20 protein-coding genes and 4 tRNA genes are annotated in these 26,557 nt (G+C 44.2%); 13 read left to right on the top strand and 11 right to left on the bottom strand.

The window, feature by feature from the left end; translation table 11 throughout:
- Positions 1–581: 581 nt before the first annotated feature.
- From AY605_RS06195 to AY605_RS06180, 4 genes are all read left to right on the top strand, one after another.
- Positions 582–1,385 carry a glycosyltransferase family 32 protein gene (locus AY605_RS06195; RefSeq protein WP_064095574.1) on the top strand — a complete coding sequence of 268 codons (804 nt, stop codon included), beginning with the start codon at positions 582–584 and terminating at the stop codon, positions 1,383–1,385.
- Between the two features lie 293 nt (positions 1,386–1,678).
- Positions 1,679–2,887 (top strand): 2-octaprenyl-6-methoxyphenyl hydroxylase, encoded by a 1,209-nt coding sequence (gene ubiH / locus AY605_RS06190; protein WP_064095573.1) that lies wholly within the window; start codon positions 1,679–1,681, stop codon positions 2,885–2,887.
- Positions 2,884–4,131, top strand: a complete 1,248-nt coding sequence (locus tag AY605_RS06185; protein WP_064095572.1) for an FAD-dependent monooxygenase — start codon at positions 2,884–2,886, stop codon at positions 4,129–4,131. Before ubiH ends, AY605_RS06185 begins: the two co-directional genes overlap by 4 nt.
- A gap of 174 nt (positions 4,132–4,305) precedes the next feature.
- Complete coding sequence (locus AY605_RS06180) at positions 4,306–4,560, top strand: hypothetical protein (RefSeq protein WP_004646359.1); 255 nt, start codon at positions 4,306–4,308, stop codon at positions 4,558–4,560.
- 90 nt (positions 4,561–4,650) lie between these two features.
- On the opposite strand, the gene rsmI is transcribed toward AY605_RS06180, so the two are convergent.
- The gene (gene rsmI / locus AY605_RS06175; protein WP_064095571.1) at positions 4,651–5,493 is read right to left on the bottom strand and encodes a 16S rRNA (cytidine(1402)-2'-O)-methyltransferase; all 843 of its coding nucleotides are present in this window, start codon (positions 5,491–5,493) and stop codon (positions 4,651–4,653) included.
- A gap of 10 nt (positions 5,494–5,503) precedes the next feature.
- Here rsmI and AY605_RS06170 point away from each other — a divergent pair, with 10 nt between their 5' ends.
- The 4 genes from AY605_RS06170 to AY605_RS06155 all read left to right on the top strand — a co-directional run bounded on the left by AY605_RS06170 (position 5,504) and on the right by AY605_RS06155 (position 8,580).
- Positions 5,504–6,463 carry a penicillin-binding protein activator gene (locus tag AY605_RS06170; RefSeq protein WP_064095570.1) on the top strand — a complete coding sequence of 320 codons (960 nt, stop codon included), beginning with the start codon at positions 5,504–5,506 and terminating at the stop codon, positions 6,461–6,463.
- 11 nt (positions 6,464–6,474) lie between these two features.
- Complete coding sequence (locus AY605_RS06165) at positions 6,475–6,891, top strand: YraN family protein (protein WP_064095569.1); 417 nt, start codon at positions 6,475–6,477, stop codon at positions 6,889–6,891.
- Positions 6,892–7,022: 131 nt separating this feature from the next.
- Complete coding sequence (locus tag AY605_RS06160) at positions 7,023–7,709, top strand: BON domain-containing protein (protein ID WP_064095568.1); 687 nt, start codon at positions 7,023–7,025, stop codon at positions 7,707–7,709.
- A complete protein-coding gene (locus AY605_RS06155) occupies positions 7,699–8,580 on the top strand; it encodes an alpha/beta hydrolase (protein WP_064095567.1) in 882 nt (293 codons plus the stop codon). Before AY605_RS06160 ends, AY605_RS06155 begins: the two co-directional genes overlap by 11 nt.
- Before the next feature lie 108 nt (positions 8,581–8,688).
- Here AY605_RS06155 and nudC read toward each other — a convergent pair whose 3' ends face one another.
- The 3 genes from nudC to dnaQ form a co-directional block, all read right to left on the bottom strand.
- The gene (gene nudC / locus AY605_RS06150; RefSeq protein ID WP_064095566.1) at positions 8,689–9,465 is read right to left on the bottom strand and encodes an NAD(+) diphosphatase; all 777 of its coding nucleotides are present in this window, start codon (positions 9,463–9,465) and stop codon (positions 8,689–8,691) included.
- A complete protein-coding gene (locus AY605_RS06145; RefSeq protein ID WP_064095565.1) occupies positions 9,465–11,111 on the bottom strand; it encodes a hypothetical protein in 1,647 nt (548 codons plus the stop codon). The genes nudC and AY605_RS06145 overlap by 1 nt, the downstream gene beginning before the upstream one ends.
- 125 nt (positions 11,112–11,236) lie before the next feature.
- Entirely contained in the window at positions 11,237–12,622 is a 1,386-nt protein-coding gene (dnaQ, locus tag AY605_RS06140; RefSeq protein WP_064095564.1) for a DNA polymerase III subunit epsilon, read from the bottom strand.
- Between the two features lie 207 nt (positions 12,623–12,829).
- Between dnaQ and AY605_RS06135 the strand changes: the two genes are divergently transcribed.
- From AY605_RS06135 to AY605_RS06115, 5 genes are all read left to right on the top strand, one after another.
- Positions 12,830–16,123, top strand: a complete 3,294-nt coding sequence (locus AY605_RS06135) for a LysM peptidoglycan-binding domain-containing protein (RefSeq protein WP_064095563.1) — start codon at positions 12,830–12,832, stop codon at positions 16,121–16,123.
- Positions 16,124–16,133: 10 nt separating this feature from the next.
- Entirely contained in the window at positions 16,134–17,975 is a 1,842-nt protein-coding gene (locus AY605_RS06130) for an extracellular solute-binding protein (protein WP_064095562.1), read from the top strand.
- Between the two features lie 24 nt (positions 17,976–17,999).
- The gene (gene yejB / locus AY605_RS06125) at positions 18,000–19,046 is read left to right on the top strand and encodes a microcin C ABC transporter permease YejB (protein WP_064095561.1); all 1,047 of its coding nucleotides are present in this window, start codon (positions 18,000–18,002) and stop codon (positions 19,044–19,046) included.
- Positions 19,046–20,056 carry an ABC transporter permease gene (locus AY605_RS06120; protein ID WP_064095560.1) on the top strand — a complete coding sequence of 337 codons (1,011 nt, stop codon included), beginning with the start codon at positions 19,046–19,048 and terminating at the stop codon, positions 20,054–20,056. The genes yejB and AY605_RS06120 overlap by 1 nt, the downstream gene beginning before the upstream one ends.
- A gap of 129 nt (positions 20,057–20,185) precedes the next feature.
- A complete protein-coding gene (locus AY605_RS06115; RefSeq protein ID WP_064095559.1) occupies positions 20,186–21,430 on the top strand; it encodes an NADH:flavin oxidoreductase/NADH oxidase family protein in 1,245 nt (414 codons plus the stop codon).
- Positions 21,431–21,495: 65 nt separating this feature from the next.
- On the opposite strand, the gene AY605_RS06110 is transcribed toward AY605_RS06115, so the two are convergent.
- The 7 genes from AY605_RS06110 to AY605_RS06080 all read right to left on the bottom strand — a co-directional run bounded on the left by AY605_RS06110 (position 21,496) and on the right by AY605_RS06080 (position 26,394).
- A complete protein-coding gene (locus tag AY605_RS06110) occupies positions 21,496–22,917 on the bottom strand; it encodes an iron-containing redox enzyme family protein (protein ID WP_064095558.1) in 1,422 nt (473 codons plus the stop codon).
- A 306-nt stretch (positions 22,918–23,223) separates the two neighbouring features.
- Positions 23,224–23,299, bottom strand: a tRNA-Glu gene (locus AY605_RS06105).
- 46 nt (positions 23,300–23,345) lie between these two features.
- Positions 23,346–23,421: transfer RNA gene (locus AY605_RS06100), tRNA-Glu, on the bottom strand.
- A 24-nt stretch (positions 23,422–23,445) separates the two neighbouring features.
- Positions 23,446–23,521, bottom strand: a tRNA-Glu gene (locus AY605_RS06095).
- A 131-nt stretch (positions 23,522–23,652) separates the two neighbouring features.
- Positions 23,653–24,558, bottom strand: a complete 906-nt coding sequence (locus AY605_RS06090; RefSeq protein ID WP_064095557.1) for an alpha/beta fold hydrolase — start codon at positions 24,556–24,558, stop codon at positions 23,653–23,655.
- Positions 24,559–24,791: 233 nt separating this feature from the next.
- Positions 24,792–26,204 carry an amino acid permease gene (locus AY605_RS06085; protein ID WP_064095556.1) on the bottom strand — a complete coding sequence of 471 codons (1,413 nt, stop codon included), beginning with the start codon at positions 26,202–26,204 and terminating at the stop codon, positions 24,792–24,794.
- A gap of 114 nt (positions 26,205–26,318) precedes the next feature.
- A tRNA-Glu gene (locus tag AY605_RS06080) sits at positions 26,319–26,394 on the bottom strand.
- Between the last annotated feature and the right edge of the window lie 163 nt (positions 26,395–26,557).

The raw sequence follows: 26,557 nt of genomic DNA, 5'->3' as shown, positions 1-26,557 counted from the left end.
GGCTGGTGTTATTTTAGTTTGAGTGTTATCTGAAAATAAAAAACTGGTTTTTAGAGAAATATCAATCATACAAAAAAAGAGTCTATAACTATTGAATTTTTAATAATAGGTATTGTCTTTCTTATCAGAGTAAATGTGATGATTTACCTTTTTACTGATATGAGAAGATGGGAGATACTTAAAAAATTTTTATATTATTTTAATTGATCTTTAAGCTATAGTGCTAACATCAATTTTATGGTTGTATGTTAAAAAAATAAAGTGAGGATATTAATATACAGCTATAATAAAGATAGTTAATAAAATGATCAGTGCTTAGTATTATCTTAAGGGCTCTTAATGAGTACATACGCTGTTTAAGAAATCTATAGTAAATCAAATATTAAGAAGAAATTATTCGCCATCTGGAATAGTTTGATTGCATTAAGTATGGGAACTAGGTTTAAGTATGGCGTAATCCCTTAATTAATAGTCTTAATATTTTGTATTTCAGGTGAAATGTTTTATCTGGAATTTGATTAATATGAACCATACCAGTTCCAGGAATATTAAAATTTATAAGATTAAGGACGTACCTCAATATGAAAATACCAAAAATAATTCATCAAATTCATACAAAAGGGATAAATTTGCTCTCAGAAGAAGATAGAACGGCAAGGGCTGTTCTTCTGAAAAATAATCCTGATTGGGAATACCGTTTTTATGATTATAATGCCATGGTAGATTTTGTTAAAAATCATTATTCTTCTAGATATTCAAATGCATTTCTTAAAATTAATCCATTATATGGCGCTGCACAAACTGATTATTTTCGATATTTATTACTTTACAGGTTAGGTGGGGCATATTTTGATTTAAAAAGTTTTACCACCTGTAGTTTAAGTGACATTATTTTAGAAGATGATGAACTGCTGGTCTTTGAATGGCAAGGAGGAGCAGCTGAATATGAAGAGTTCGGAAAGCATAAACAAATTAAAAGAGGTAAAGAATACCAACAATGGAATATTATATCTTCGCCGGGAAATAAATATTTGGCCAATGTGGTTGAAAAAATAACAGAAAATTTAGAAAATTATACTTATATTAAATTTGGATATGGCTGGAGTGGTGTGCTGAATACCACGGGACCTATTCCCTATACCAATGCCATAGATGAAGTTACTGATAAGCATGGACTGCGTTGTCTGGGAAGTAGTTGTCAAAATGGAATTATTTATAGAGATAACACTTTACCTAGAAGATTGGATCGTAGTCACTATTCAAGACAAACCAAACCAATTATTAGCTCAGCGAGCTTGTTGGAACAAATAGAAGCTGAAATTTTATTAATCCTTTTTAAAATCTTCAATTTTATAAAAAGATATCTTAGAAAAATGATCTATTAAAAATATAAAATTATTTTGGGTAGATTTTTATTCACTTTAATTTTTTCTACAGTTTTGAAAATGAATTCTAATTTTTTCTTTTAAATAAGAGCTAAGCTGATTGACCGGGTATTTTTAATAGTAATGCATTTCAGCCTTTGTCTGGTCTGCCAGACAGCAGAACATTGAGGTCAAAACAAGCTACAACAACAGCATGTATCACAATGTCAAAATCTCGAGTCATGATGTAATATAAAATCCATCATGATTATAAGTATCTATTTGTATAGATACGACATTGAAAGGATTACAGCATGCAACAAGAAGTCATCATTGTCGGTGGTGGGATGGTGGGCTTAAGCCTCGCATTAATGTTGGCGAAAACTAATATTGCAGTCAAACTTTTGGAAGCCATCAAATACCCAAATTATGATGATGAAAATCTTGCGCCATATCATTCCAGTTTTGATGCACGTAATAGCGCCTTGTCACGTCGTAGCGTACAAATCTATCAGGAGCTTGGACTTTGGAATGCCTTGCAAGAACATGCTACCCCAATTCTGGAAGTGAATATTACCGAACAGGGCAGCTTTGGTAAGGCCCGACTGAAAGCCGAGCAGGAAAAAGTCGAAAGCTTTGGTCAGGTCATTGAAAATGCCTGGCTCGGTCGGGTGCTTCTCACTCAAGTCAAAAAAGAGCCATTGATTGAACTGATTGATGGTGTGCAGGTGAGCTCACTGACTCAAGATGCAGAGTTTGCTTATATCGAAGCGCATCGTGGCGAATCTCTACTGAAATTACAGTCCAAACTGGTTATTGCCGCCGATGGGCGGGATTCTTTCTGTCGTAAGGCTTTGGGTATTGGTGCATCAGAACATGATTATGATCAGGTCGCGATTGTGACCACAGTACAAACGTCGAAGCCACATGGTCATGTAGGTTTTGAGCGTTTCAGTCATTTAGGCCCTTTGGCACTGTTGCCCTTACCGGGTGAGTATCGCCGTTCAGTGGTCTGGCCTGTGAAAAAAGGTACTGAAGGAGAATGGTTGGGAGATGAAAATGACCAGCATTTTCTGGATGCCTTGCAGGAAACGTATGGCGATCGTGCCGGAAAATTCCAGAAAACCGGAAAACGGTTCAGTTTTCCATTGTCTCAAGTGTTAGCTGAAAAGCAGGCTGTTGGTCGTGTAGTGCTCATGGGTAATGCAGCACATACGATTCATCCGGTCGCCGGGCAGGGTTTTAACCTGTGTATGCGTGATGCGCATGTATTGGTGCGTTACCTGAAAGAGCAGCAGGCACAAGGCTCAGACTTGGGCGATGCTGCAATATTGCTAGACTATGAGAAATCCCGTCTCAGTGACCAGCAGCGTGTGATCAAGTTCTGTGATTCAGTGGTACGCGGTTTCAGTAACCAGAATCCGTTTTTAAAATTGATGCGTAATACAGGTTTAGTCGCATTTGATACGATTCCAGGCATCAAGCCACTCGTTGCAAATTATGCCATGGGGTTAAAAGCATGAGCTTAAATCAAACTAACGAAATATTAGACGTTGTCATTATTGGTGGTGGGTTGGTAGGCGGGCTCACTGCGCTATTGCTGGCCCAAGGTGGCGTGCAGCCTACAGTTCTGGATGCAGCGCCAATTCTGGATGCAGATAAAACCTTAAAGGTGGCTAATCCGCGTGTCCTGGCTCTAAGTCAGGCAACCATTCACCTATTAAAAACGGTGGGTGTCTGGGAAAATCTGGCACGTCAGCAGCCTTATACCGGTATGCAGGTGTGGAATAAAAATGGCTATGGCGAAATTAATTTTGGCCAGCCTTCAGAAAAAACACCATCAGTAGAGCAGGCTTTAGGTTCGATGGTGGAACCAAGCATTTTGAATCTGGCTATTCAGCAAAAGATGCTGGAAGATGTACAAGATTATAGGACACAGGTCAAAGTCAGCCGCGTTGAACGTGGCGTCGGTGTGTGGATCATTCATCTGACTGATGGTACACAACTCCAAACTAAACTGGTGATCGGTGCAGATGGTGCAAACTCCTTTGTCCGTGAGCAAGCGTTCATCGATATTGATGTACTGGACTATAAACAGGCGGGGATCAGTTGTGCCATTAAAACTGCACAGCCTCATCAGCACATGGCACGTCAGATTTTTCTTGAAACTGGTCCTCTGGCTTTTTTACCTATGGCCAGCCTTAATCCGGAAGAGCAGGGACACTGGCAATCAATTGTCTGGACCTTGCCAGAGGATTATGCAGAGGAATATGCAGCGCTCCCAGATGCTGAATTTACCCAGCTATTAACCCGTGAAAGCCAGCATATGCTGGGTGAAGTATTGCAGGCAACACCATGTGCCACTTTCCCTTTAAAAGCCCGTGCCGCCCAACAATATGTTCAAGATGGTTTGGCCCTGATTGGAGATGCCGCACATGTGATTCATCCGCTGGCAGGTCAAGGGGTGAATATTGGCTGTCTGGATGCTGCAGTGCTCTGTGATGTTTTACTGCATGATCAGGCGCGTGGTGTATGGGCACACGAGCAGACCCTTAAACGCTATGAACATCGCCGTAAAGGTCAGAACGATGCCATGATGCATAGCATGTCTGCGATTGGCTGGATGGAAACGACCTCATTCTTCCCAATGGTTTGGGTACGTAATTTTGGTTTAAAACAGGTAGAAAATCAGCCAATATTAAAAGATGCATTTATGTCACAGGCCAACGGCCTGAGTTTACTCAAAGACACACGCTACGCAGCTTAAGGGAGAAATGTAAATTTTTTAAACAAATGCCAATAAAGAGTAACGTTTTTGTTTAAAAAAGATACGATTTTTTGAGTTTTGGTACTAGGCGAAGGTCAAAGAGATTGCTAAATTTCACTTAATTCGATACCTGACTTGGAATACCAAGCGAGGGCTATTTTTGGGGAGATGCAAATGACAGACATGAATGATTATGATGACGACGTTGAAGATTCAATTGTTGACGATGATGAAGCAAAAGCCGCTGAAAAAGGCGCGGTCGATAGCACAGAGGTCGTCAGTGATACCGATCTTGTAGAAGCTGAAACTTTGACCGTCACTGCAAAGCTGAAAAAGCGTCAAGCACTTGAAGACGAGATTGCGGCTTTCCTTGCCAGTGGTGGTCGTATTGTTGAAGTTCCGGCAGATGAATCAGTAGCCAAAGAATAAGTTATTGATTAACTTGTCTCTTATAAAAAACACCACATTCAATGTGGTGTTTTTTTTGCAAATTAAAACCTAAAAGAAACATTTAGAACATTAATCGTTGGCCGAACTCAGTTCTAAAGCACGTTGATAAGCGACTTTCTTTTTGATTCCGGTTAAATCTGCTGCCAGTTGTGATGCTGCTTTGACCGAAAGGTCCTGTAATAGGCGATTCAATAATTTATCCAGCTTTTCCTGATCCAGATCTTTTTCTTCGGTGGCGCCGCCAATCACCAGAACAATTTCGCCTTTTTGCTGATTGTGATCATTGCTAATGAATTCGACTAGTTCACCCAAGGTCATTTTCTTGATAGTTTCAAAGGTCTTGGTAATCTCACGCGCAAAACCGACCGGGCGATCTGCTCCGAAAACGCTGGCCATATCTTTAACGGACTCCAGAATTCGATGCGGTGCTTCATAGAAAATCAGGGTTTGGGTTTCATCTTTCAGTTTTTCCAGATTTAGCAGGCGCTGACTTTGTCTGGATGGCAGAAAACCTTCAAAGCTGAAGCGGTCACTCGGCAAGCCAACAGCACTTAAGGCAGCAATAGCCGCACAAGCACCAGGAACGGGAATCACGCGGATATTATGCGCTTGAGCAGCCCGGACAAATTTAAAGCCAGGGTCGCTGATCAGGGGAGTGCCAGCATCACTGATCAGGGCCATATCTTCGCCATTGAGCAGGCGCTGGATCAGCTGATCAATCTTGTTGCTTTCATTATGCTCATGACAGGCAGTCAGAGGTGTTTGAATATTAAAGTGTTTAAGCAATTGTGCTGAAGTTCGTGTATCCTCGGCAGCAATAAGACTCACCGACTTTAACACCTGAAGTGCACGATAACTAATATCATCTAAGTGCCCGATTGGAGTCGCAACAACAAATAACTGAGCACTCATAGGTTTCTCCATGTGGAATAAATTGAATAATAAAAAATGGAAGATTAAAAATAAAATATTGGGCTTGTGTTTAGTCAGCTACATCAGCAGCGTACAAGCAGAAGTGTTGATCATTCTACCCGAATCCGGACCTTTGGCGCGAGCTGCATCGAGTATCAAACAGGGTTTTCTCAGTGCCTATGCTACTTCCGGGCAGAAAGTTCCATTAAAATGGGTCAATTCCAATCAGAAAAATATCTCCCAGCTACTGAAACAGCATGTCAATAAAAAGACCAAAATGGTGGTGGGTCCATTGGCACGCAGCGATGTGGAACAACTACTCAAGAGCAAACCTAAAGTACGTACCCTCAGCCTGAATGATGTAGCAGGGTCATCACCCCAAGTCTGGCAATTCAGCCTGTCCAAAAAAGAAGATGCCGCTGCCCTAAAAACCTTATTGCACAAAGATGGAATTCAACAGCTGCTGATTTTACGCCAGCCGGGCAGTGAAGCCGAGCATGAACTGTTGCTGATGTCATTGTTCAGTCAGAGTGATCTGAAATTCAAGATCGTGAACAAGGCGCCCATTTTTTTAATGCCAAAACAAGGGCTGTTATACCTCGGCAATGCAGAAGGGCTGGCTGCCATACCTGAGTTAAGCCATAAACGGATGTATACCGTGGCCAATGCGATCAGCGAGCAGCATAGACCTCCGAAAGGGATCAAGTTCTGTGATGTTCCGGTACTTTATCTGGCTGACTGGCCAGATGTTGTACAGGCCTATGCTAAAGAACCGGTGGATATGTCCTATCAGCGGCTGATTGCCTTCGGGGGAGATGCCTGGCAGATTACCCAGCAGTACCTGTCACAACCGCATTTGCAGCATATTGAATTTCAGGGTAGAACTGGCCGGATTGAAATCACGGACCACAGTATTCAGCGTAGTCCACAATGTTTTCAGTATAGTGGGACAGGCGTCAAGCTACTATGAGCGAAAGAGGAATGCTACGACCGCAACTAGGTGCATGGGCGGAGCAGCAAGCGGCCCAATTGATGCAAAACCATGGATTTCAGTTCCTGGCAGCCAATTATCACAGTCGCTATGGCGAGCTGGATCTGATTCTAGTACGTGATCAGGAGCTGGTCTTTGTGGAAGTCAAAGCACGTGCACAAACCCGATATGCACAAGCGATCGAGTCGGTGTCTAGGGCGAAACAGGGCAAGATGCTCAAGACAGCCATGTGCTTTATTCAAAAAAATCCACAATTTGCACACTATTACTATCGTTTTGACGTGATTTGTTTTGATTTTAAACAGCAATTTGCAAAAACCCTACAGCATGACTTTTCGCAATACCCTTATGATCTGGCATGGATTGAAAATGCTTTTACTTTTGATCAAGAGTTTATTAACCTTTAAACAAAATAAGATCTAAAGATGCATATATTTGCTTCAAGATCATTGTAAAGTTCAAGCAGAATTGCCATGATCTGAGCTTGGAAAAGATGATTAGATTGAAAAGACGTAATAAAATGAAGGAGTCTTGCTGAGTGGTTAAGCGTATTGCAATAACAATGCTGTGTGTCGCAAGTTTATCAGGTTGTGCCAGTTTTATTTCTAGCGGCACAGGTACGGCTCCTGTCGGAACTGAAAGTGGGGCGCGTACCTTGGGGCAGGTATTTATTGATTCCTCGATTGTCCGTACTGCAAAAATTAACCTTTATAAACTGGACTCGCGTTTTAAGCAGGCCCGGGTCAATATTGAAAGTTTTCATGGCAATGTCCTGCTGACCGGTCAGGTGCCAGATGCCCATCTGAAACAATTGGCCGAAGACAATGTCAAATCCATGAGTGATGTGAAGGCAGTTCATAATTTTATTACTGTCGGCAATCAGATCAGCTATAGCACTATCATGCAGGATACGGCGGTGACTGCAAATACCCGCGGTTTAATTATGAAGGCGCCTGTAGTTGCAGATAGTAAGGTGCATGTTCATACTGAAGATGGCATATTGTATGTGATGGGACGTTTAAACAGTGCCGAGATTACTGACCTGAATCAGGTATTACAGCAGGTAGGCAATGTTACTAAAATCGTGACCCTGATCGATAATGTTGAACAATCCTCAAGTCTGGCCAGTCAGAATTTTGCTGCACCGGCATATGCGCAGCCGGGTATTGAACAGACACCGGTTGCCATTGATCCTGATACGGTTGAACCGACCTATGAACCATAAGGTCGGTCAGTTTAAAACCCAACTTTCACAGCATATTCTTCAGCTTCAGCAACAGTATAAAGATTTCAGGTTATACGATTTTGGCAGCTATGCCCTAAATCGTTTAACTCCGAAACAGGGTTATATGGTCGAAACCCAATTGGCCTATGGTCTGAAATCCCGACAACGCTTTGACCTGTTTCGAAGTCAGCAGCCTTTGCCCCACCGTCCCCTGATTGTGTTTGTACATGGTGGTGCATGGTTGCATGGCGATAAAAAGGATTACCAGTTTATTGGCGAGTCCTTTGCCAAAGAAGGTTATGATGTAGTGGTGATGAATTATCATCTGGCACCACAGCATATTTTTCCCACCTATATTCATGATCTGCATTTGTTGCTAAATCATTTGCAGCAGTCGGCTGAGCAGTTGCAGATCTGTGCTGAAAATCTGGTCTTGATGGGACATTCTGCCGGCGCATTCAATGTGATGTCTGCCTTGTATCATCCGCAATCTGCCAGTATCGATCATAGTCAGATTCGGGCGATTATTGGTCTGGCAGGGCCTTATCATTTTGATTATAAAAACGATCCGATCTGTGCAGGTGCATTTGATCAGGCGGTACCTTATCAGCAGGTCATGCCTTACTATTTTGTTAAAAATAGCTCAACCCGGCATTACCTGTTTATTGCCGAAAAAGACAAGATTGTCGGGCATTTCAATAGTCATGATTTGGATCGTGTACTGAAAGAGAAGGGCAATCATAGCCATTTGATTCATATTCCGAAACTTGGCCATATTACGATCGTGGGTTCGCTCTCCAGTTTGTTTAGCCGCTTTTTCCAGACCAAGTCTCAGGTGCTTTGGGCACTCGAAGATGCGTTTAAATCCTGAGCTGATAGCTGGATAAACCCTGTAGCAACACATAAAAAAAGAACCCCAGGCGATTATCCACTGGGTTCTTTTTTTTGAGCCTTGAAAAATTTACTTTTAAGTACAGGCTTATAGCCAGGTTTTAGTGTCGTCTGCGACGGGCGTGCCTTGAGTCACATGCATGATCATGGCATGGGCAATACTACCTTTGAATGGAATCTCCGGCAGCTGATCGAATTTGAAGAATTGCGCATCGCTAATTTCTTCTTCCTGCAGCTGTAGCTCACCGCCAGCATATTCTGCCTTGAAGGCAATCATCAGGTTGCTTGGGAAAGGCCAGGGCTGGCTGGCCAGATACTGAATATTCTTGAGCTTTAAACCGACTTCTTCCAGCGTTTCACGACGTACTGCATCTTCCAGGGTTTCACCCACTTCAACGAAACCGGCAATCAGTCCATACATCTGGCTTTTGGTATTACGTGCATTTTTAGCCAGTAAAATCTCGTCTTTACCTCGGGTAATGATGGTAATAACGCAAGGCTGTACCCGTGGATATTGACGGTAGTTGCAGGATGGACAGACCATGGCATATTCAACAGCATGTGCTTCAGTGGCTGTGCCACAATGACTGCAAAATTTATGGTTACGACGCCATTCTAAAAGCTGTACCGCACGGCTGGCCTGTTCAAATTGCCGGGTATTCCAGAACTGTAACAGCTGACGGATGGGAACCAGTTGCAAGCCTGGAGGAATTGGCTCATCGGGAAGGAGGTCACGGGCAATCACCTGATCACCCGTGTGGAGTAGCAAATCACTTGCTAAGGCTTCAACCCGTGGAAGTTGAAAGTGTTGATCGACCAGCAGTTGCTGTTGTTGAAAAATATAAGCAAGTGATAATTTGGACATTAGGCAACTATTTTGAGTTTTTCGCTACTGTCCAATGCTACCTGAAACATGGTCTGTAATACAGGCTGTTTGTTCTTTAAGTTATCAATCATCATGTCGGCACTGGCCAGGGTATCTAGAGCCCGATGAATTTCTTCTGGACTTAATGCAATCGACAGTTCAATACGGTTTTTGATAAATTCCGCAGTTGTGACGAAAGCAGTACGAACATGTTCCGCATTCAGGAATAGCATGGCGCCGCCAATCTCGTAAAACTGTACGGGTACAGCTTCAAGGGCAGCCAAGTCCTGGTCTTGCAAGTAATTGCTGAGAATCTGGCTGGAAAGTTCAATCAGTGCCTTGGTTTCACTGAGCAAAGCAGCATGTGCTTCATCCAGACGGTCCAGGGAAATATTCATGTTATTGACGCGCAGCTGCAAACGGCTCGAAGTATAATGACGCTCCAGTACGCCAATCGAGTTCATGGCAGACAGAATGACATTCATTAACTGCTGGGCAAAACTGGCATCCTGCATCATCTCCGGCTGGCTCAGTGTAGCAGCCTGACGGGTCAGGTCATGATAGGCTTCATTCAGGTTCAACACCTTGAAGATATTGGCCAGATTATTCAGTTGAGCCTGTAATTCCTGGGTCTTTTCAGGTGTCATGCTGTGATAGTTGAACTCGATGTCATTACGAATGTGCGCCATTTCTGTGGTCACCAATTCGCTGATGGTATGCATGGTTTCAAAGTCTGGACCATATAGATGGCGACTGAAAACCTGTAGTTGCATATCGGTCAGCAGGTCATCGCTCACATTCAGCTGGCTGCGGATAGACTGTGCAGTTTCATCTTCCTGACTGATACACAGGCTGAGCACATTGGCCAGATCAGCCAATGAAGCCTTGAAACTGTCTGCCGAGCTAAAATACTGTGCCATGTTACGTTCAATGCTCACCAGGGTGCGTAGACGTGGCTCATTAATGAACAGATGCTCGATATTGTTGAAGGCAACATAGACCAGATTCCAGTACTGTTTGCTGCCATCATGCTGTTCGGAAAGTCCAGCCAGATAGGCTCCTACCAGTTTGATGGCTTGCAGATCCAGTTCACTTTCTTCCTGAGTAATCAGCTTGTTCAGTGACAGCTTATACAGGCGGTGTACATATTCGGATTTTTCCAGACCTGGCGCTTGTGGCAATGCAAAGTCAGGAGTAATACAATCCAGTAAGGATTCTACATGCTGGCCTTCAGTTGTCAGCGGTTTACCCAAAGCCAGTTCCAGGCGGTTCAGGGTATCTAGCAAAAATTGTGGAATTTTCACTTCACGCAGGCAGATGAATTCGATATAGCGTTTCAGCATGGTGGTGCCTTCACTCAAGGCAATAACATCCTGAGTATTGACCTGCGCTGGATTCCCCATGATCTTGCGCATCAGTTCTGCTGAATATTGAGCGATTTTTGCCAGACTGGACATGTCGATCAGAGCCAGAACCTGGGCGCATTGTTCAAACTGATTTAATGCATCATCAATGCCAAAAGGTAAAGTCTGGTCTTCTACCAAGGTGCTTACTGCTGATTCGACTAACTTGATCGAGTTATCAACCTCATTTTTTATTATCAGTAAGGCTGTTGGATCAAAATGTATAGAGGTTTGGTAAGACATGATCTGCACCTTTCCTGGAGTATTATCTATATATGAGCCCCGCTTCAAACTGCAGGACCTCTTTGTATTTACTATAACTGAAGAACGATAGTTTTAAACCTAAAGTATCCCCGGAAATGTAGATTTTATTTCGCGAAAAGGCAAGCAGTTCCATGTTTTTCTTCGAAATGTTTGACCCATTTCTCATGTTCCTGTAATTCCTGTTCTGATGGAAGAATCAGGGGTAAATCAATTTCAACCCTAGCCATCCCGGAACGACTGTTCTGCTCTTCCGACTGAGACAGGGCATCAATATCAAAAGAGACCTGTCCACCGGTCATGGCCAGATAAACATCGGACAGGATTTCCGCATCGAGCAAGGCACCGTGGAAGGTACGGTCGCGTTGTGGAATCTCGTAACGGCGCACGAGTGCATCCAGTGAATTTTTCTGTCCAGGATGCTTGGACTTGGCCAGTGCCAGAGTGTCGGTGACTTCACAGACCTCGGAGAGTGCTTTAAAACCTGCGCGTTTGAATTCCATATCCAGGAAGTTCATATCGAAGGCCGCGTTATGCGCAATGATTTCCGCACCGTGCAAATAGTCAAACAGCACCTGGGAAATTTCTTCAAACAGCGGTTTGTCTTGCAGGAATTCGTCGGTAATACCGTGGACATTGACGGAATCACCGACCGGTTTTTTCGGATTGATATAAATATGAATCGAGCTGCCGGTAAGCTTCCGGTTAATCATCTCAAGGGCACCCACTTCAATAATCCGGTCACCATCCTGATAATAAAAACCGGTGGTTTCAGTATCCAGAATCAATTGACGTGGGCCATGCAGCTGTAACTTGGCTGGTGTAATGACAATTTGCGGGTGTAATTGAGCCGCGGCAGATGCGTCTGAAGATGAAGTATCTTCATGGATGTCCGCTGCTAAAACTTCAGTCTGTACAATTTCTTCAACAGTCACTTCGATGATGTCTTCGGACAGCTCTTCCAGTTCTTCTTCACTCTCGGCCAGATCCAGACCAAAAGGATCATCTAGCAGCCAGTCTGGTTCAGATTTTTTTTTATCTTCAGAAATTGAAGGGCTTTGCTTGGATTTTTTCAGGGTTTCATCGGCACCCAGATTGGCTAACTGATCGGCCATTTCATTACCTGGATGGCCAGCATGGCCTTTAACCCAGTGCCATTCAATTTCTCGTCCCTGACAGACTGCATCCAGTTTTTGCCACAGGTCAGGATTTTTGACGTCTTTCCAGTTTTTCCTCTTCCAGCCATGAATCCATTCGGTAATACCTTGTTTGACATAGTTGGAGTCGGTATAGATCACCAGTTTGTCTTGCTTGTCACAAAACAGAATGCCCTCAATGGCAGCCGTCAGTTCCATGCGGTTGTTGGTGGTATGGTCTTCACCACCATATATTTTGTATTCTTGCTGTTCATTCACAATATATGCCCCCCAACCACCTAAACCCGGGTTGCCGCGGCAGGCGCCATCGACATAAAGTGTGATAGTGTGTGACATAAATTAAATCCGATCAAAATGGAACAAACTGGAAGGGTTATTGTATAGCGCAAATGCAGTCGATCAATCTATATGTTCCGGATTTTTTAATTTCTTGTAACATTTAACGTGAAATCGCGGTAAATTATTGCCTTGTGTCTTCGACATGCTTCACTACAATGGCATATCTAAAAAATAAATTTATATACGAGTTGTTTGGATTTCTTTATGTATAAACCAACCACAAACTTGTGGCAGCCGACATTACCGACTTTCTTGAAATTTTCTGTACTGGGAGCTGCACTTGCGTCTCTGGGACTGACGGGCTGTTCGTCTACACATAATGCGAACCAAACAGCAAAAAGCAAGCAGGTTGGATCTCAATATCTGGATGGCAGCAGTCTGGATGGACTGGAAGATTTACTTTCCGCAACAGATATGCGTGCAGTTGAGGGTGACCGTTTACAGATTTTGAAACATGGTGATGTCTGGAAGCGCATGACTGTAGGTTTCAAGATGAATTTAAGTGTCTGGAATCCACGGATTGATGCACAGCGCGGCTGGTTTATTTCGCGTCAGCCTTATCTGGACCGCTTAAGTGCCCGTGCATCACGCTATTTGTATTATACGGTAAAAGAAGCAGAACGCCGTGGCATGCCGACCGAGTTGGCGCTGTTACCGATTATTGAAAGTTCCTATGACCCGGCAGCGACCAGTAGTGCGGCAGCGGCAGGTTTATGGCAGTTTATTCCAAGTACCGGCCGTATTTATGGTTTAAAGCAGACCCCTTTATACGATGGTCGTCGTGATGTCGTGGAATCGACCCGTGCAGCCTATGAGTTTTTGGGCAGTCTGTATAACCAGTTTGGTTCTTGGGAATTGGCACTTGCTTCTTATAATGCCGGCCCAGGCCGTATCCAGCAGGCGATTAACCGCAACAAAGCTGCAGGTCTGCCTACCGATTATTGGTCATTAAAATTGCCACAAGAAACCATGAGCTATGTGCCACGTTTCCTGGCAGTTGCACAGATTATTAAAAATCCAGGCAGCTATGGGGTGAGCTTGCCACCGATTGCCAACCGTCCACATTTCCGTGAAGTTCCGGTCGGTGTGGCCAGTTTAAATGAAATTGCAGCCATCACTGGTCTAAGCCGTGCAGAACTGTATCAATTAAACCCGGGTCATCGTGGTGATCATATTGATCCTTCAAGTCCGCGCCGTATTCTGATTCCTGCTGATTTAAGTCCTTCAGTGGATGAGAAGCTGAAAAAATTATCCGGCTCAGGCGGTTTATGGGCGAGTAACACGAGCAGCCTGCCGCGAAATACGACGACAGTGGTGCCCAGCAGAGCTGCACCGCCAGAATTAAATACGAAAACGATTACGCCTTCTAAACAGACTCCGCCAGCGGTTGTTAGTAATCAGCCAGCAACGACCGTTGCCAAAACGACGACTCCGGCAAGAACTGTCACGACTGCACCTGTGGTAACAGCTGCTGTAAGTACGTCGACCACAGCAAATACTGTGACCCAGACCACCAAAAAGGTTTCGACACCTCAAGGCTCATCTGCCCTGGCGAGTTTTGCGGCACAAAGTGATTTGCCTATTCCAAGTGCACCACGTATTCCGGTGGCAGTGACACCTGCCGCACCAGTGAAACAGATTCAGGTTGAACCACCGATTTCAGCAGCTGAACGTCAGCAAATTCAACAGGTCGTAGCCGCACAGGATATGAACAAGACTGTGGATGAAATTCTGCAGCCTGTCGCAACACCGGCAGAACAAGCTCAGGTGGTTGAGGAGCTAAAAGCGTTGGCACCGGCAGGTACAGAAATTGTTGATCCTTATGACGGCAAAATCAAGCTGACTGCCATTCAAACCAGCCTGTCTGTAGCTGAGCAGCAAGGCAAGGAACTGACCAAAGGCTTCTCTTATCCAAAAGAGGTTGCTGAAAATACCACCGCAAATTCAGTTGAAGCCAAGTTAAATCAGGGCAAAAATTTCGTCAAGACGGATTCTGAAGTGGTAGTGGTCGCTCCAAAAGGCAAACGCAGTACCTATAAGGTCGTAGCAGGCGATAATCTGGCTCTGATTGCAGCTAAAAATGGGGTGAACTGGCGTGATGTGGCAAAATGGAACCAGATTGATCCAAATTCTCCGCTATATGTGGGCACCACCATTTATCTGTATGATGCCAAACCTGTACAGGAAGCAACTGCAACCAAAGAAAAACCGGAAACCTATGTGGTTCAGGCCAATGATTCCCTGACCAGTGTAGCGAATCAGTTTGGTTTTAGTGTGAAGCAACTGGCTGATTTTAATGGACTGAGTACCAATAGCGGACTGTTTGTTGGGCAAAAGCTGTCACTGAAAGATACAGGGCAATCCAAAGCCAAAGCTGAAGAGATTAAAAAAGCTGAAACTGCCAAGGTTCAGACCAAATCCTATACAGTAAAACGCGGTGAGTATCTGAAACTGATTGCCGATCGTTACGGGCTTTCAAATGCTGAACTGGCATCTTTGACTTCAGGTCTGACTGCCGGTAGCAGTCTGATGGTGGGTCAGAAAATCAATGTACCACTTCAGGAAGTTGAAGGGCTAACGGCATCTAGCCAGAAAACTGAGCAGAAGTTTGAAAATGTCAAAGTCGATCAGACTGCGACTGAAAACTATCAGGTCAAACGTGGTGAAACCCTGTATAGCATTGCTAATCAAAGCAAGCTGAGTGTCTCTGAACTGGCTGAACTGAATGGATTGTCTGCTAATAGTGGTTTACGTATAGGTCAGACCATCAAGATTCCAGCCGGCAGTCAAATCCCTGAAACCTATACGGTTCAAGCGGGTGATACGCTGACCGGCATTGCCGCAAAATACAATCTGTCAATGGACCAGGTGGCGAGCCTGAATGGCATGTCACGTAATGCCGGCTTGCGTGTAGGACAGCGTCTGAAACTGAGTGGTGAAGTCGCAGAACCGGTACGTGAAGTGGCCGCGGAAACTGCGGCGAAGAATGCAAAATCGGATTCGCATGTGGTGAAATCAGGTGAAACCTTAAGCTCTATTGCGCGTCAGTATCATTTACAACTGAAATATCTGGCAGATTTAAACGGCCTGAATACCAATAGCACAGTGCGTATTGGTCAGCGTTTAAAAATTGATGGTGACTTTCCGGCAGATAAAAAAGTTGAAGACGTGAAAGTGGCAGCTAAGCCTGTAGCTTCTAAGGCAACTGAATCCTATACGGTAAAATCAGGTGAATCTCTGAATGCAATTGCCAGCCGTTTAGGCATAAGCGTGACCGACCTGGCTCAGTTAAATAATCTGAGCCCACGCGCAGGATTGCGTGTCAGTCAAACCATTCAGATTCCAAAACTGGTAACGGATTATAAGGTCAAACGCGGTGATACCTTAATCGGTCTGGCTTCACGTTATGGCATGAACAGCAATGAACTGGCAGAAATGAATGATCTCAAACCGAATACGCAATTGCGTATTGGGGATGTGATTAAAGTGCCGAACTAATGAATGGATCATGAGATTCGCTCATTTATTTAAAACTTTCAGGTTGATCTGGCTAGCCCCGCTGCTCGTGAGTAGCAGTTGGGCGGCCCTTATTACCCCCCCATATATCGCGCTATATAACCAGCCGAAATATGCCCAGGCCAAATCCCTGCCTTATGCCAATCCGCAAGCACCGAAAGGCGGTACGCTGATTCTGGCAGCTGATGGCAGTTTCGATAATTTGAATAGCATGAATGGCAAGGGTAATGTCACTGAAGGGATCAACTATATTTTTGACAGTTTGCTGTCCAAGTCACTGGATGAGCCCGGTGTGTACTATCCCTTGCTGGCAGAAAAAGTCAGTTTTGACCCCAAGAAAACCGCCTTTATTATTTTTCATTTAAATCCCAAAGCACGGTTTAGCAATGGCCAGCCGGTAACTGCACAAGATGTCAAATACAGTTTTGAACTGTTTCAGACCCAGTCCAATTTTAGCCTGCAGATGTATCTGGCTGATTTAAACCGACTGGAAGTCCTGTCACCTTTACAGGTCAAAATGCATTTTAAATCCGGACATAATCCGGAAATGGCGATGATTGTCGCGCAGATGCCCATTTATTCTAAACAGGAATGGCAAAAACGTAATTTTAAAGAATTGACGTTGAAACCGATGCTGGGTTCAGGGCCTTATGTCATTGAACACATAGATGCTGGACGTAGTATTAGCTACAAACGCAATCCCCGATACTGGGGCAAAGACTTGATGGTCAACCGCGGACGTTATAATTTTGACCGGATCAAGTATCGTTATTATCGTAGTCCTGAAATCAAGTTCGAAGCTTTCAAGTCGGGCCAATTTACCTTGCATGAGGAAAAACAGGTCAACCGCTGGGTGAAAGACTACCAGTTTCCTGCCGTTCGGCAAGGACAGGTGCAGCGTTACCGCTTTCAGCATCACAACCCGATTCCGACCCAGAGTCTGATATTCAATACCCGTCGTCAGCCTTTTGCCGATATCCGTTTCCGGCAAGCCTTGAGTTTTGCCTATGATTTTGAATGGCTGAATAAAGCCATGTTCTATGGTGAATATCAGCGCCTGAACAGCTTTTTTTCCAATAGCGAGCTTGCATCTCATGGACGGCCAAGTGTCCAAGAACTGCACATTTTAAAACCCCATTTAAAACAGCTTGATCCGGTTCAACGTCAGGCTGTACTGCAGGACTGGAAATATCCTCAGTCAGATGCCTCCGGTTTTAACCGGAACAATCTGTTAAAAGCCCGTCAATTGCTATTAAAGGCAGGCTATCGTTATCAACAGGGGAAGCTGATCAATGCTGCGGGTCAACCGGTACAGATTGAATTCCTGTTGCATCAGGCGGAACAGCAACGTGATCTGATGCCATATCTACGTCATTTAAAACGCTTGGGTATTCAGGCCAGTATTCGTATGGTAGAAACCGCGCAATATTATGAACGGCTGCGGAATTATCAGTTTGATATGATTGTCGATACCATGCCACAATCCCTGACACCGGGGCAGGAGCAGAAACAGTTCTGGGGCAGTCAGGCCGCCACGCAGCCAAGTAATTATAATTATGCTGGCATTCGAAATCCGGCCATTGATGGAGTCATTCAGCAGGTAACTCAGGCTCAAAACCGTGAACAGCTGGTGAATAGTACCCGAGCATTAGACCGTTTACTGCGTGCAGGCTATTATCATATTCTGACTTATGGTACGGGCGAATACTGGTATGCTTACTGGAATATGTATCAGCAGCCGCAACGAAAACCTAAACTCTCCGCCGGGATTGATTACTGGTGGGTCGATGCGGCAAAGGCCAGACATGTGGCTGACTATTTCAAACAGCATTAAGCTCCAAGCCTATCAGGGAGTGCCATGAGCACTTATATTCTCAAACGTCTGTTGCTGATGATTCCAACCTTGCTGATCATTTTGCTGATCAATTTCATGGTGATCCAGCTGGCACCCGGTGGTCCGGTGGAGCAGGCGATTTATCAGGCGCAACAGGTTAATGGTTTGGCGCATACCGGATTGCAGTATCAGGGAAAGCAAGGCCTCACACCGGAGATGCTTGAGCAGATCAATATCCAGTACGGCTTTGACCAGCCGCTGCATATCCGCTTTTGGGAAATGGTAACGCGTTATGCGCAGTTTGATCTGGGGCAGAGTTTTTTCAAAGACCAACCTGTGACTGAACTCATCTGGGAAAAATTGCCAGTATCGCTTTCTTTAGGCTTGTGGAGTACCTTGTTGATTTATCTGGTCTCCATTCCTTTAGGGATCAGAAAAGCCCGAAAACATGGCAGTCTGTTTGATCAGACCACCTCTCTAATGTTGGCCGTAGGCTATGCCATTCCAGCCTTTATTTTTGCCATTTTACTGATCGTCTTTTTTGCTGGCGGGTCTTATCTGCACTGGTTTCCCTTGCAGGGCATTCGCTCTGAAAATTTTGCTGAACTCTCATTCTTTGCGAAAATTCAGGATTATTTCTGGCATATGGCCTTGCCGCTGTTGGCCATGGTGCTTGGTGGATTTGCCAGTTTGACTTATCTGGTCAAATTTTCTTTTGTGGAAGAGCTAAGCAAGCAATATGTCCTGGCTGCGCGGGCCAAAGGTTTAACTGAACATGCAGTGTTGTATCGGCATGTATTCCGGAATGCCATTTTAGTGCTGGTTGCAGGTTTGCCCGAAGTCCTGATCGGGGTGTTTTTCGTGGGCAACCTGTTTATCGAGATTATCTTTAATCTGGATGGGTTAGGTGTTTTAGGTTTTGAGGCGATTATCCAGCGTGACTATCCGGTGGTTTTTGGTACTTTATTTATCTTTACCTTGCTCGGTCTGATACTGCGTTTACTCAGCGATTTGCTGTATCAACTGATTGATCCAAGAATTCATTTCAGTTCACGTCGAGGATCACAATAATGTCTTCCTTGATGCAAGCACGCTGGCAACGTTTCAAACAGCATAAGCTAGGCTTTAGCTGCTTTATTATTTTTAGTGTTATTTTCATCATTTCCTTGGGTGCAGAACTGATTGCTAACGATAAGCCCTTGCTGGTGAAATATGATCATGCTTTTTATCTGCCCATCTTGAAATCCTATCCAGAAACAGCTTTTGGTGGGGTATTTGAGACAGAAGCAGAATATAAAGATCCGGCTGTGCAGCAACTGATTGCAGAAAAAGGCTGGGCGATCTGGCCCATCATTCCGTTTTCCTATCAAACGCCAAATTTTGAATTGGCTGAACCGGTGCCTTCGCCACCAAGTGCGCAAAACTGGCTGGGAACAGATGATCAGGGCCGTGACGTTCTGGCACGGATTCTATATGGCTTAAGGATTTCATTACTGTTTGGTTTTGCTTTGACTTTATTGTCTGCGGCGTTGGGAATTTTAGCAGGGGCAATTCAGGGTTATTATGGTGGATGGATTGACCTGATCGGGCAACGCATACTCGAAGTCTGGAGCGGTTTGCCGATGCTGTTTATGGTGATGGTACTGGTCAGTCTGTTTAGTCCGAGTATTTACTGGCTATTTCTGATCATGCTGTTATTTGGCTGGACCACACTGGTGAGTATGGTGCGCGCTGAGTTTTTGCGCGCCAGAAATCTGGAATATGTCTGGGCGGCAAGAAGTATTGGGGCCGGGGATGGACGGATCATGTTCAAACATATTCTCCCCAATGTGATAGGTTCTAGCCTGTCACAGTTACCTTTTATGCTAACCGCTAATATTACTGCACTGACAGCGCTAGATTTTTTAGGATATGGTTTGCCACCCGATTCGGCATCCCTAGGGGAACTCTTGCTTCAGGCCAAAAATAACTTAAATGCGCCGTGGCTGGCATTGTCTGGATTCTTTAGTTTGGCGATTGTATTGAGTTTGCTGATCTATATGGGAGAAGCAGTACGGGATGCTTTTGATCCAAGAAACTAAATCATATAAATATTTACTCAAGAAAAATAAACAGATAAAAATTGTGTAAATTTGACAAGACTGATTGTCAATTGTTCTGGCTTACGTTATAAACGAGTACAAAAGAAAAGTAACGTATCAGGACAGATCATGACTCAATTGGCCGATTCCATTCAAATTCGCAATACCACTTTTAAAAACCGCATCATTAAAGGTGCCATGAGTGAAGCACTGGCCAATGATGCCGGCCAGCCCAATCAGGCGCATTTCAAGTTGTATGAAGCATGGGCCGAAGGTGGCTTGGGTTGTGCTATTACGGGTAATGTCATGGTAGATTATCGTGCCAAGAATGAACCGGGCGTCGTAGTGGTAGAAACAGAACGCGATCTGGCGCAGCTCAAAGTCTGGGCTGGCGTAGGCAAACAGCATGGCATGGTACAACTGGTCCAGTTGTCGCATCCGGGCCGCCAGTGTCCTAAAGGTCTGAATAAAGAAACGGTTGCACCGTCCGCAGTACCCTTTAGTCCGGCTTTAGCCCTGAGCTTTGGAACCCCACGGGAACTGCGTGAAGATGAAATCCTGGATATTATCCAGCGCTTTGCCACTTCGGCTGCTATCTGTGAAAAAGCAGGATTTGAGGGGGTGCAGTTGCATGGGGCACATGGTTATCTGATTAGCCAATTTCTGTCACCGCTGACCAATAAGCGTCAGGATCAATGGGGTGGTAGTATTGAGAATCGTACCCGTTTCTTGCTGCAAACCTATCAGGCTGTTCGTGCTGCGACTTCGGAAAATTTTATTATTTCGGTTAAGCTGAATTCAGCTGATTTCCAGCGCGGTGGTATTAGCGAAGAAGATGTCATCTATGTCTTTAAGGCGATGGACGCTGCAGGCATCGATATCATTGAAGTGTCAGGTGGTAGCTATGAAGCACCTGCGATGGCCGGCGTGAAAGCAGACAAGCGCAAGGCCTCGACCATATCCCGTGAAGCCTATTTCCTGGATTTTGCCGAAAAAATCCGTCAGGAAGTGAAGTGCCATATCATGGTCACTGGTGGATTCCGAACAGTTGAAGGCATGAATGCCGCGCTTGACAGTGGTGCTTGTGATTTTGTCGGGATTGCACGTCCCTTTGCGGTAGAACCTGACTTGGGCAATCGTCTGGTTGCAGGGCAGGATGTACGTTATGCAGTTGAGAAAATTAAAACCGGTATTCCAATGGTCGACAAGATGGCGATTATGGAAATCATCTGGTATGCCGCGCAGTTTAAGGAAATTGCCAAAGGCAAGCAGCCTAATCCGAAACTCTCACCACTAAAAGTCTTTTTGCAGTATCTGAAAGGCAATGTCAAAGCGGTGATCAAAGGACAATTAAACTCGCGAAAATCGGCTTAATCTTTATTAAAAAACCGGACACTGCAAATGTCCGGTTTTTTTAATTTCTGGCACTTAGGGGGGCTTTAGGAGTAATGCATCGCCTGGGTCTGAAAAGGAAATAATAACTGACTTAACTGACGAGTCGCCCATAAGCCTATTTCGGTATGATGCATATGCGGTGCAGTATAAGGAATCAGTAAATCAATTTTCTGTTCAGCACCCTCACAGCGCATGAAGCGGCTTTTTAACTGATTTAAGCGCTGCTGGTCCATACGGCTCATTGCAGGTTCAATTTTTGCTTGTGATGGGGCTGCACTACGTGAGGACAGGCGAGTTGCCAAGCCTGCACCCTGAATCCAGTCTTTAATAATCTGTTTTTCGGTCGCATTAAAGACCCCAAACATTTTACCTTCCGGATGATCGATCATTTTCCAGAAGCGACTTTGTTCTACTGGCGCATCTTTCACGATCCAGCCTTTTTCAATCATCACCTGCAAAAACTCGGCAATCTGGGCAGGATCGGATAACCAGTCATTGATGGTCTTGCCACTAAACTGGCATTTCTGATTATGAATATATTGACCAATCAGCGCTTTATTCTGAAAAATTTTTAAAGCCATCTGCTCAATGTCCAGTTCCCGGATGATTTGGGAAGAACTTTTACCAAGGTCATTTAGAACATAGCCTTTTTTAATCAGATCCAGATAAGCGTGTGGATCTTCAGCATGATTAAAATGCTGGATAAATGCTTGCAGGGATTTCTGCGCATGACCATTGTGAGCATTATCAATAGTAATGTGCACATTGAAATAATGCGGATCAATACCCAGTTCAGCCAGTTCATAATTGGTGATTAACAGATGCAGCGGTAACTGTTCATAACCGAGATTAAAGCCAATGACCAGAGGTAAATATTTGGCCGGGGCATAAGCCAGTGCCAACTGTACGGCAGCCTGTTCATAGTAACTGTCATCCAGATGCTCGGCATAACTGTTCAGCTCATAATGACTTAACACGTCCTGATACATGGTGACATGATTGGCACGCGGATGCCCTAAGCCAAGCTCTTCGAGATAGATGTAAATCAAATCTTTCAGCTCGGGCTGATTGCAATTCGGTACGGTCGAATATAACCAAGCACCATCGACCAGCTTGACTGGTGCAACTTTTGCCAGGAATTCGAAAGCATGGGAAACCGTAGGAAAATATTCCCGGGCTTGGTGCTGTTTCCGGCGATTGACATAGGCCTGGAAAGTCGTACAAACCTGATGATGTTGTTCTAGAAGATGCTGTTCAACCTGTGCAGGCTGATCTAACCATCCGAGAGTATTAATCTTTAAATTTTTAATCAGATCACTCAAATAAGATTCGGCTTGTTCGGTTTTGGCATACATCGAAATTTCAGTATCTTGAAAAAAGTCGACCCACTCCTTAAAGCTTTTAAATTGAAAATTATGATTTTTATTCGGCGATAAAGGTAAACTTAACTCTGTGCTGAAGAACATAATCTGATCCTTGCAGATTTCTTTTATTTACCTTAACGTGAGCTCTAAACTCAGGGTGTTGAATTTTTGTTCTAATTTATTGATGTATTGCTTTAAATGAAAATGAACGGATATTTCTGTGCATAGAAATGTAAAAAAATACAAATTATAAAATTAAGAATAGGTTGGCATTCAGGAAAGTAACCGCAGAATTTGAACGAGCGGTAAAAATAGAATTGAGGTTTCTAAGTGGGTAAAAAAAAGCTCAGGTCGCAATGCCTGAGCTTTTTTATGAGAAGATCATTTATAAGATAATCATCTCGAATATGGCGTCCCTACGGGGATTCGAACCCCGGTTACCGCCGTGAAAGGGCGATGTCCTAGGCCTCTAGACGATAGGGACAGTACAGAAGATAAATTTTAAAACCCTTACTTTTAGCTGGAAGTAATGGCGTCCCTACGGGGATTCGAACCCCGGTTACCGCCGTGAAAGGGCGATGTCCTAGGCCTCTAGACGATAGGGACTTAATAAAATGTACTTCTGAAAATTGGCGTCCCTACGGGGATTCGAACCCCGGTTACCGCCGTGAAAGGGCGATGTCCTAGGCCTCTAGACGATAGGGACGTTTCAGAGGTGGGCGTATAATAGGGTGAAAACAGGGGGGTGTCAAACGCATTTCCATAAAAAAAATGATTTTACGGGTTGAGTGCGTAAATTTAAAACAATCTTGTTGAAATAGAGGAAAATTACCTGAATTAAGCTGGATTTTTAAGCAATTCCAGCATGGCAGTTAATACTTTTGGATGCTGTAAATAACCTTCAACGTCATGTGGGCGTTCCACAAAAGTACGAATTTCCTGATTGATAATGTTAGGTTGAAAGTTAAAAGGGCTTTTTGAGAGTGGAAATGCAGTGAGAAAATCATCAGGTGAATAAAAATTTATCCAATCGCCTGAAATGGCAGCAGGTCGTGTGATCGGTTGCTGGAGATGGGCTTGGATGACCCGAAATGCCAGCGGTGATCCGAGGGTAATAAAACGTTTGATATTCAGTTCCGGGTGCTCAATCAAATAATTATAGGCAATCACGGTGCCAAGCGAATGTGCCACTACAATCTGTGGTTTGCTGCTATATAGTTGATGATGAATGCGAAGGTGAACTTCCTGCATAAACTCTGGATTGGCCAAGTAAAGATAAGTTTCCTGTAAAAATTTTTGCAACAAACTGGCATGCAAGCGGGGAAAATAATTAAGGAGTATCACAAAATCGCGTAAAGCAATATCCTTGCTTAACGCTGTGATGAACCTCAGTTTCTGGTTGAACTTGAGTGCATCATCAAGGTTCAATTGTGGGACGTCACAAATTTGATTGATACGCTGATCTACAGGTGGCGTGGGTTGCCGCTGAACTGGATGCAGGAAGGGAAAATGCGGCCACTGCTGTGGCATTAAAATATTTCCACTAAGCAGATTACGCAAATGATGCTGAGAGAGTAAATCTCCATAAAAAGGGATGCGGATATGCCGTTTTAAATAAGTGAAACGAGCTTGCTGGTGCGAATTTTTGCGCAGGCCTTTTTTGAGAAGATGCAGCCAGTGTTGCCGTAATGAAGTAGCTGTATAATCTTGCTTGTTCATGCCATGAATAAAAACAATTTTCATCGATGCCTCACTGAGACCGACAGTTTTATACTCATAGTATAAAAACCTTGCCTCAGCTGAACCGGTGCTTCTTGTAGTATTAATGTTTTAAATTTTTTTGATAAAACAAGGATTAACAGACATATGTATATTTATGGGAACAGATAAAAGCAAAGCAGGAAATGTATAGATGTGAATTAAAGATATATTGACAAAAAGAGCAGCCGGAGCTGCTCTTTTATTTGCTTTAAGATTTAAGCTTTATTGTGATAGAACTTGTAGTAGCTTGCATAGCATAACGCAATAAATATCAGACAGCCTATGAAGCTGATCCGCATTGATGGATCAAAGACCATGCTAATACAGGTAATAAAACAGAACACAAAGCCCAGGATTGGCACAATTGGGAACAATGGTGCAGCGAAGCCCAGCTCTTTGGCAGTATGACCTTGTTTATACCACTGACGACGGAAGTTGAACTGGCTTAAGCAGATACTCATCCAGACCACCACCATGGTAAACGCCGCAACGCCCAGCAAGTTGGTAAAGATGGTCTCTGGCGCAAACTGTTCAGACAGCAAGCCTGGCAATGCACCCAGCATAGTTACCATCACTGCAATATACGGTACACCGCGAGCATTGAGTCTTGAGAATACGGCAGGCAACTGTTTGCTATATGACAATGACCACATCATGCGTGAAGCAGCAAACAGGCCCGAGTTGGCAGCAGACAGCAATGCAGTGATAATTACAAAGCGGATGATGTCTTCAGCATAAGGAATACCAATATGCTGAAATACTGTTACGAATGGACTGCTACTTACGCCTTCAGCAGCTAAGCCCGCTTCCTGATGCGGAAGTAAGGCTGTTACCACAATAATCGTACCTACAAAGAAAATTAATAAGCGGAAAATCGCAGTATTAATCGCTTTAGGAACATTTTTGGCAGGGTTTTCAGTCTCACCCGCAGCCACACCAATCAACTCGGTGCCAGAGAAGGCGAAGTTCACGATCAGCATCGTCGCAAAAATCGGGAACAGCCCTTCAGGGAACCAGCCCTGTGCAGTCAGATTGGTAAATAAAGGTGCGGCTTCATAGCCCTGATAGCCCAAAACACCAAATATGGCCAATAGACCTAAAAGAATAAAGGCAACAACCGTGACCACTTTGACCAGTGCCAGCCAGAATTCGGATTCGGCAAACCAGCGGGTTGAAATCATATTTAGACTAAATACGAATACACCAAAGATAATGGTCCATAACCACATGGAAATATCCGGGAACCATTCCTGCATCAGCAAGGCCGCTGCAGTAAATTCAGTTCCGAGAGTGACCGACCACGTCAGCCAGTATAACCAGGTGATGGTATAGCCTGTACCTGGTCCGATATAACGTTTGGCATAAGCGCCAAATGAACCAGATTCTGGCATGTGGACGGCAAGTTCGCCCAAACATAGCATTACCATGTACGCGATAATACCGCCCAGGAGATAAGCGAGAATGGCACCTACAGGCCCCGTTTGTGCAATGACTTCACCCGAACCTAAAAATAGGCCTGTTCCGATTGCGCCACCCAGCGAAATCATGACCAGATGTCGAGTACTCATAGCGCGTTTTAAAGGCGCAGAATTGCCCTGATGCGTAGCATCATTCGGAGATGAGTGCATAGGAAATAAGAAATACTTCAAAGGAATGAAGCGAGCTATTGTAGTGAAAAACTACAAATCTGCAATCGAATAATAGTAATTTCGAATAAGGTCTGATCGTATGAGATCAATAGATGGCGTCCCTACGGGGATTCGAACCCCGGTTACCGCCGTGAAAGGGCGATGTCCTAGGCCTCTAGACGATAGGGACGTTGCGAGGTGATGCGTATATTAAGGATTAAGCCGGGTTTTGTCAAAAGGGTTTTTGCTAAAATTCATTTAACAGTTTAAACATTAGGCAAAACAAAAACTTTATTTTATTAAGATATTATTTTCTGAACAGATTTGCAGATTATAAAAATAAACCCAATCGA

Source organism: Acinetobacter sp. SFD, assembly GCF_001647575.1.
Taxonomy (GTDB): Bacteria; Pseudomonadota; Gammaproteobacteria; order Pseudomonadales; family Moraxellaceae; genus Acinetobacter; species Acinetobacter pecorum.
The sequence above is the reverse complement of the archived record's forward strand: the minus strand, read 5'-3'. Positions and strand labels throughout refer to the sequence as shown.

What these genes read in the sequence shown, in the direction of transcription:
- AY605_RS06195 (WP_064095574.1), top strand. Translation starts at nt 582, where the DNA reads ATGAAAATACCAAAAATAATTCATCAAATTCATACAAAAGGGATAAAT.
- ubiH (WP_064095573.1), top strand. Translation starts at nt 1,679, where the DNA reads ATGCAACAAGAAGTCATCATTGTCGGTGGTGGGATGGTGGGCTTAAGC.
- AY605_RS06185 (WP_064095572.1), top strand. Translation starts at nt 2,884, where the DNA reads ATGAGCTTAAATCAAACTAACGAAATATTAGACGTTGTCATTATTGGT.
- AY605_RS06180 (WP_004646359.1), top strand. Translation starts at nt 4,306, where the DNA reads ATGACAGACATGAATGATTATGATGACGACGTTGAAGATTCAATTGTT.
- rsmI (WP_064095571.1), bottom strand. Translation starts at nt 5,493, where the DNA reads ATGAGTGCTCAGTTATTTGTTGTTGCGACTCCAATCGGGCACTTAGAT.
- AY605_RS06170 (WP_064095570.1), top strand. Translation starts at nt 5,504, where the DNA reads ATGTGGAATAAATTGAATAATAAAAAATGGAAGATTAAAAATAAAATA.
- AY605_RS06165 (WP_064095569.1), top strand. Translation starts at nt 6,475, where the DNA reads ATGCTACGACCGCAACTAGGTGCATGGGCGGAGCAGCAAGCGGCCCAA.
- AY605_RS06155 (WP_064095567.1), top strand. Translation starts at nt 7,699, where the DNA reads ATGAACCATAAGGTCGGTCAGTTTAAAACCCAACTTTCACAGCATATT.
- nudC (WP_064095566.1), bottom strand. Translation starts at nt 9,465, where the DNA reads ATGTCCAAATTATCACTTGCTTATATTTTTCAACAACAGCAACTGCTG.
- AY605_RS06145 (WP_064095565.1), bottom strand. Translation starts at nt 11,111, where the DNA reads ATGTCTTACCAAACCTCTATACATTTTGATCCAACAGCCTTACTGATA.
- dnaQ (WP_064095564.1), bottom strand. Translation starts at nt 12,622, where the DNA reads ATGTCACACACTATCACACTTTATGTCGATGGCGCCTGCCGCGGCAAC.
- AY605_RS06135 (WP_064095563.1), top strand. Translation starts at nt 12,830, where the DNA reads ATGTATAAACCAACCACAAACTTGTGGCAGCCGACATTACCGACTTTC.
- AY605_RS06130 (WP_064095562.1), top strand. Translation starts at nt 16,134, where the DNA reads ATGAGATTCGCTCATTTATTTAAAACTTTCAGGTTGATCTGGCTAGCC.
- yejB (WP_064095561.1), top strand. Translation starts at nt 18,000, where the DNA reads ATGAGCACTTATATTCTCAAACGTCTGTTGCTGATGATTCCAACCTTG.
- AY605_RS06120 (WP_064095560.1), top strand. Translation starts at nt 19,046, where the DNA reads ATGTCTTCCTTGATGCAAGCACGCTGGCAACGTTTCAAACAGCATAAG.
- AY605_RS06115 (WP_064095559.1), top strand. Translation starts at nt 20,186, where the DNA reads ATGACTCAATTGGCCGATTCCATTCAAATTCGCAATACCACTTTTAAA.
- AY605_RS06110 (WP_064095558.1), bottom strand. Translation starts at nt 22,917, where the DNA reads ATGTTCTTCAGCACAGAGTTAAGTTTACCTTTATCGCCGAATAAAAAT.
- AY605_RS06090 (WP_064095557.1), bottom strand. Translation starts at nt 24,558, where the DNA reads ATGAAAATTGTTTTTATTCATGGCATGAACAAGCAAGATTATACAGCT.
- AY605_RS06085 (WP_064095556.1), bottom strand. Translation starts at nt 26,204, where the DNA reads ATGCACTCATCTCCGAATGATGCTACGCATCAGGGCAATTCTGCGCCT.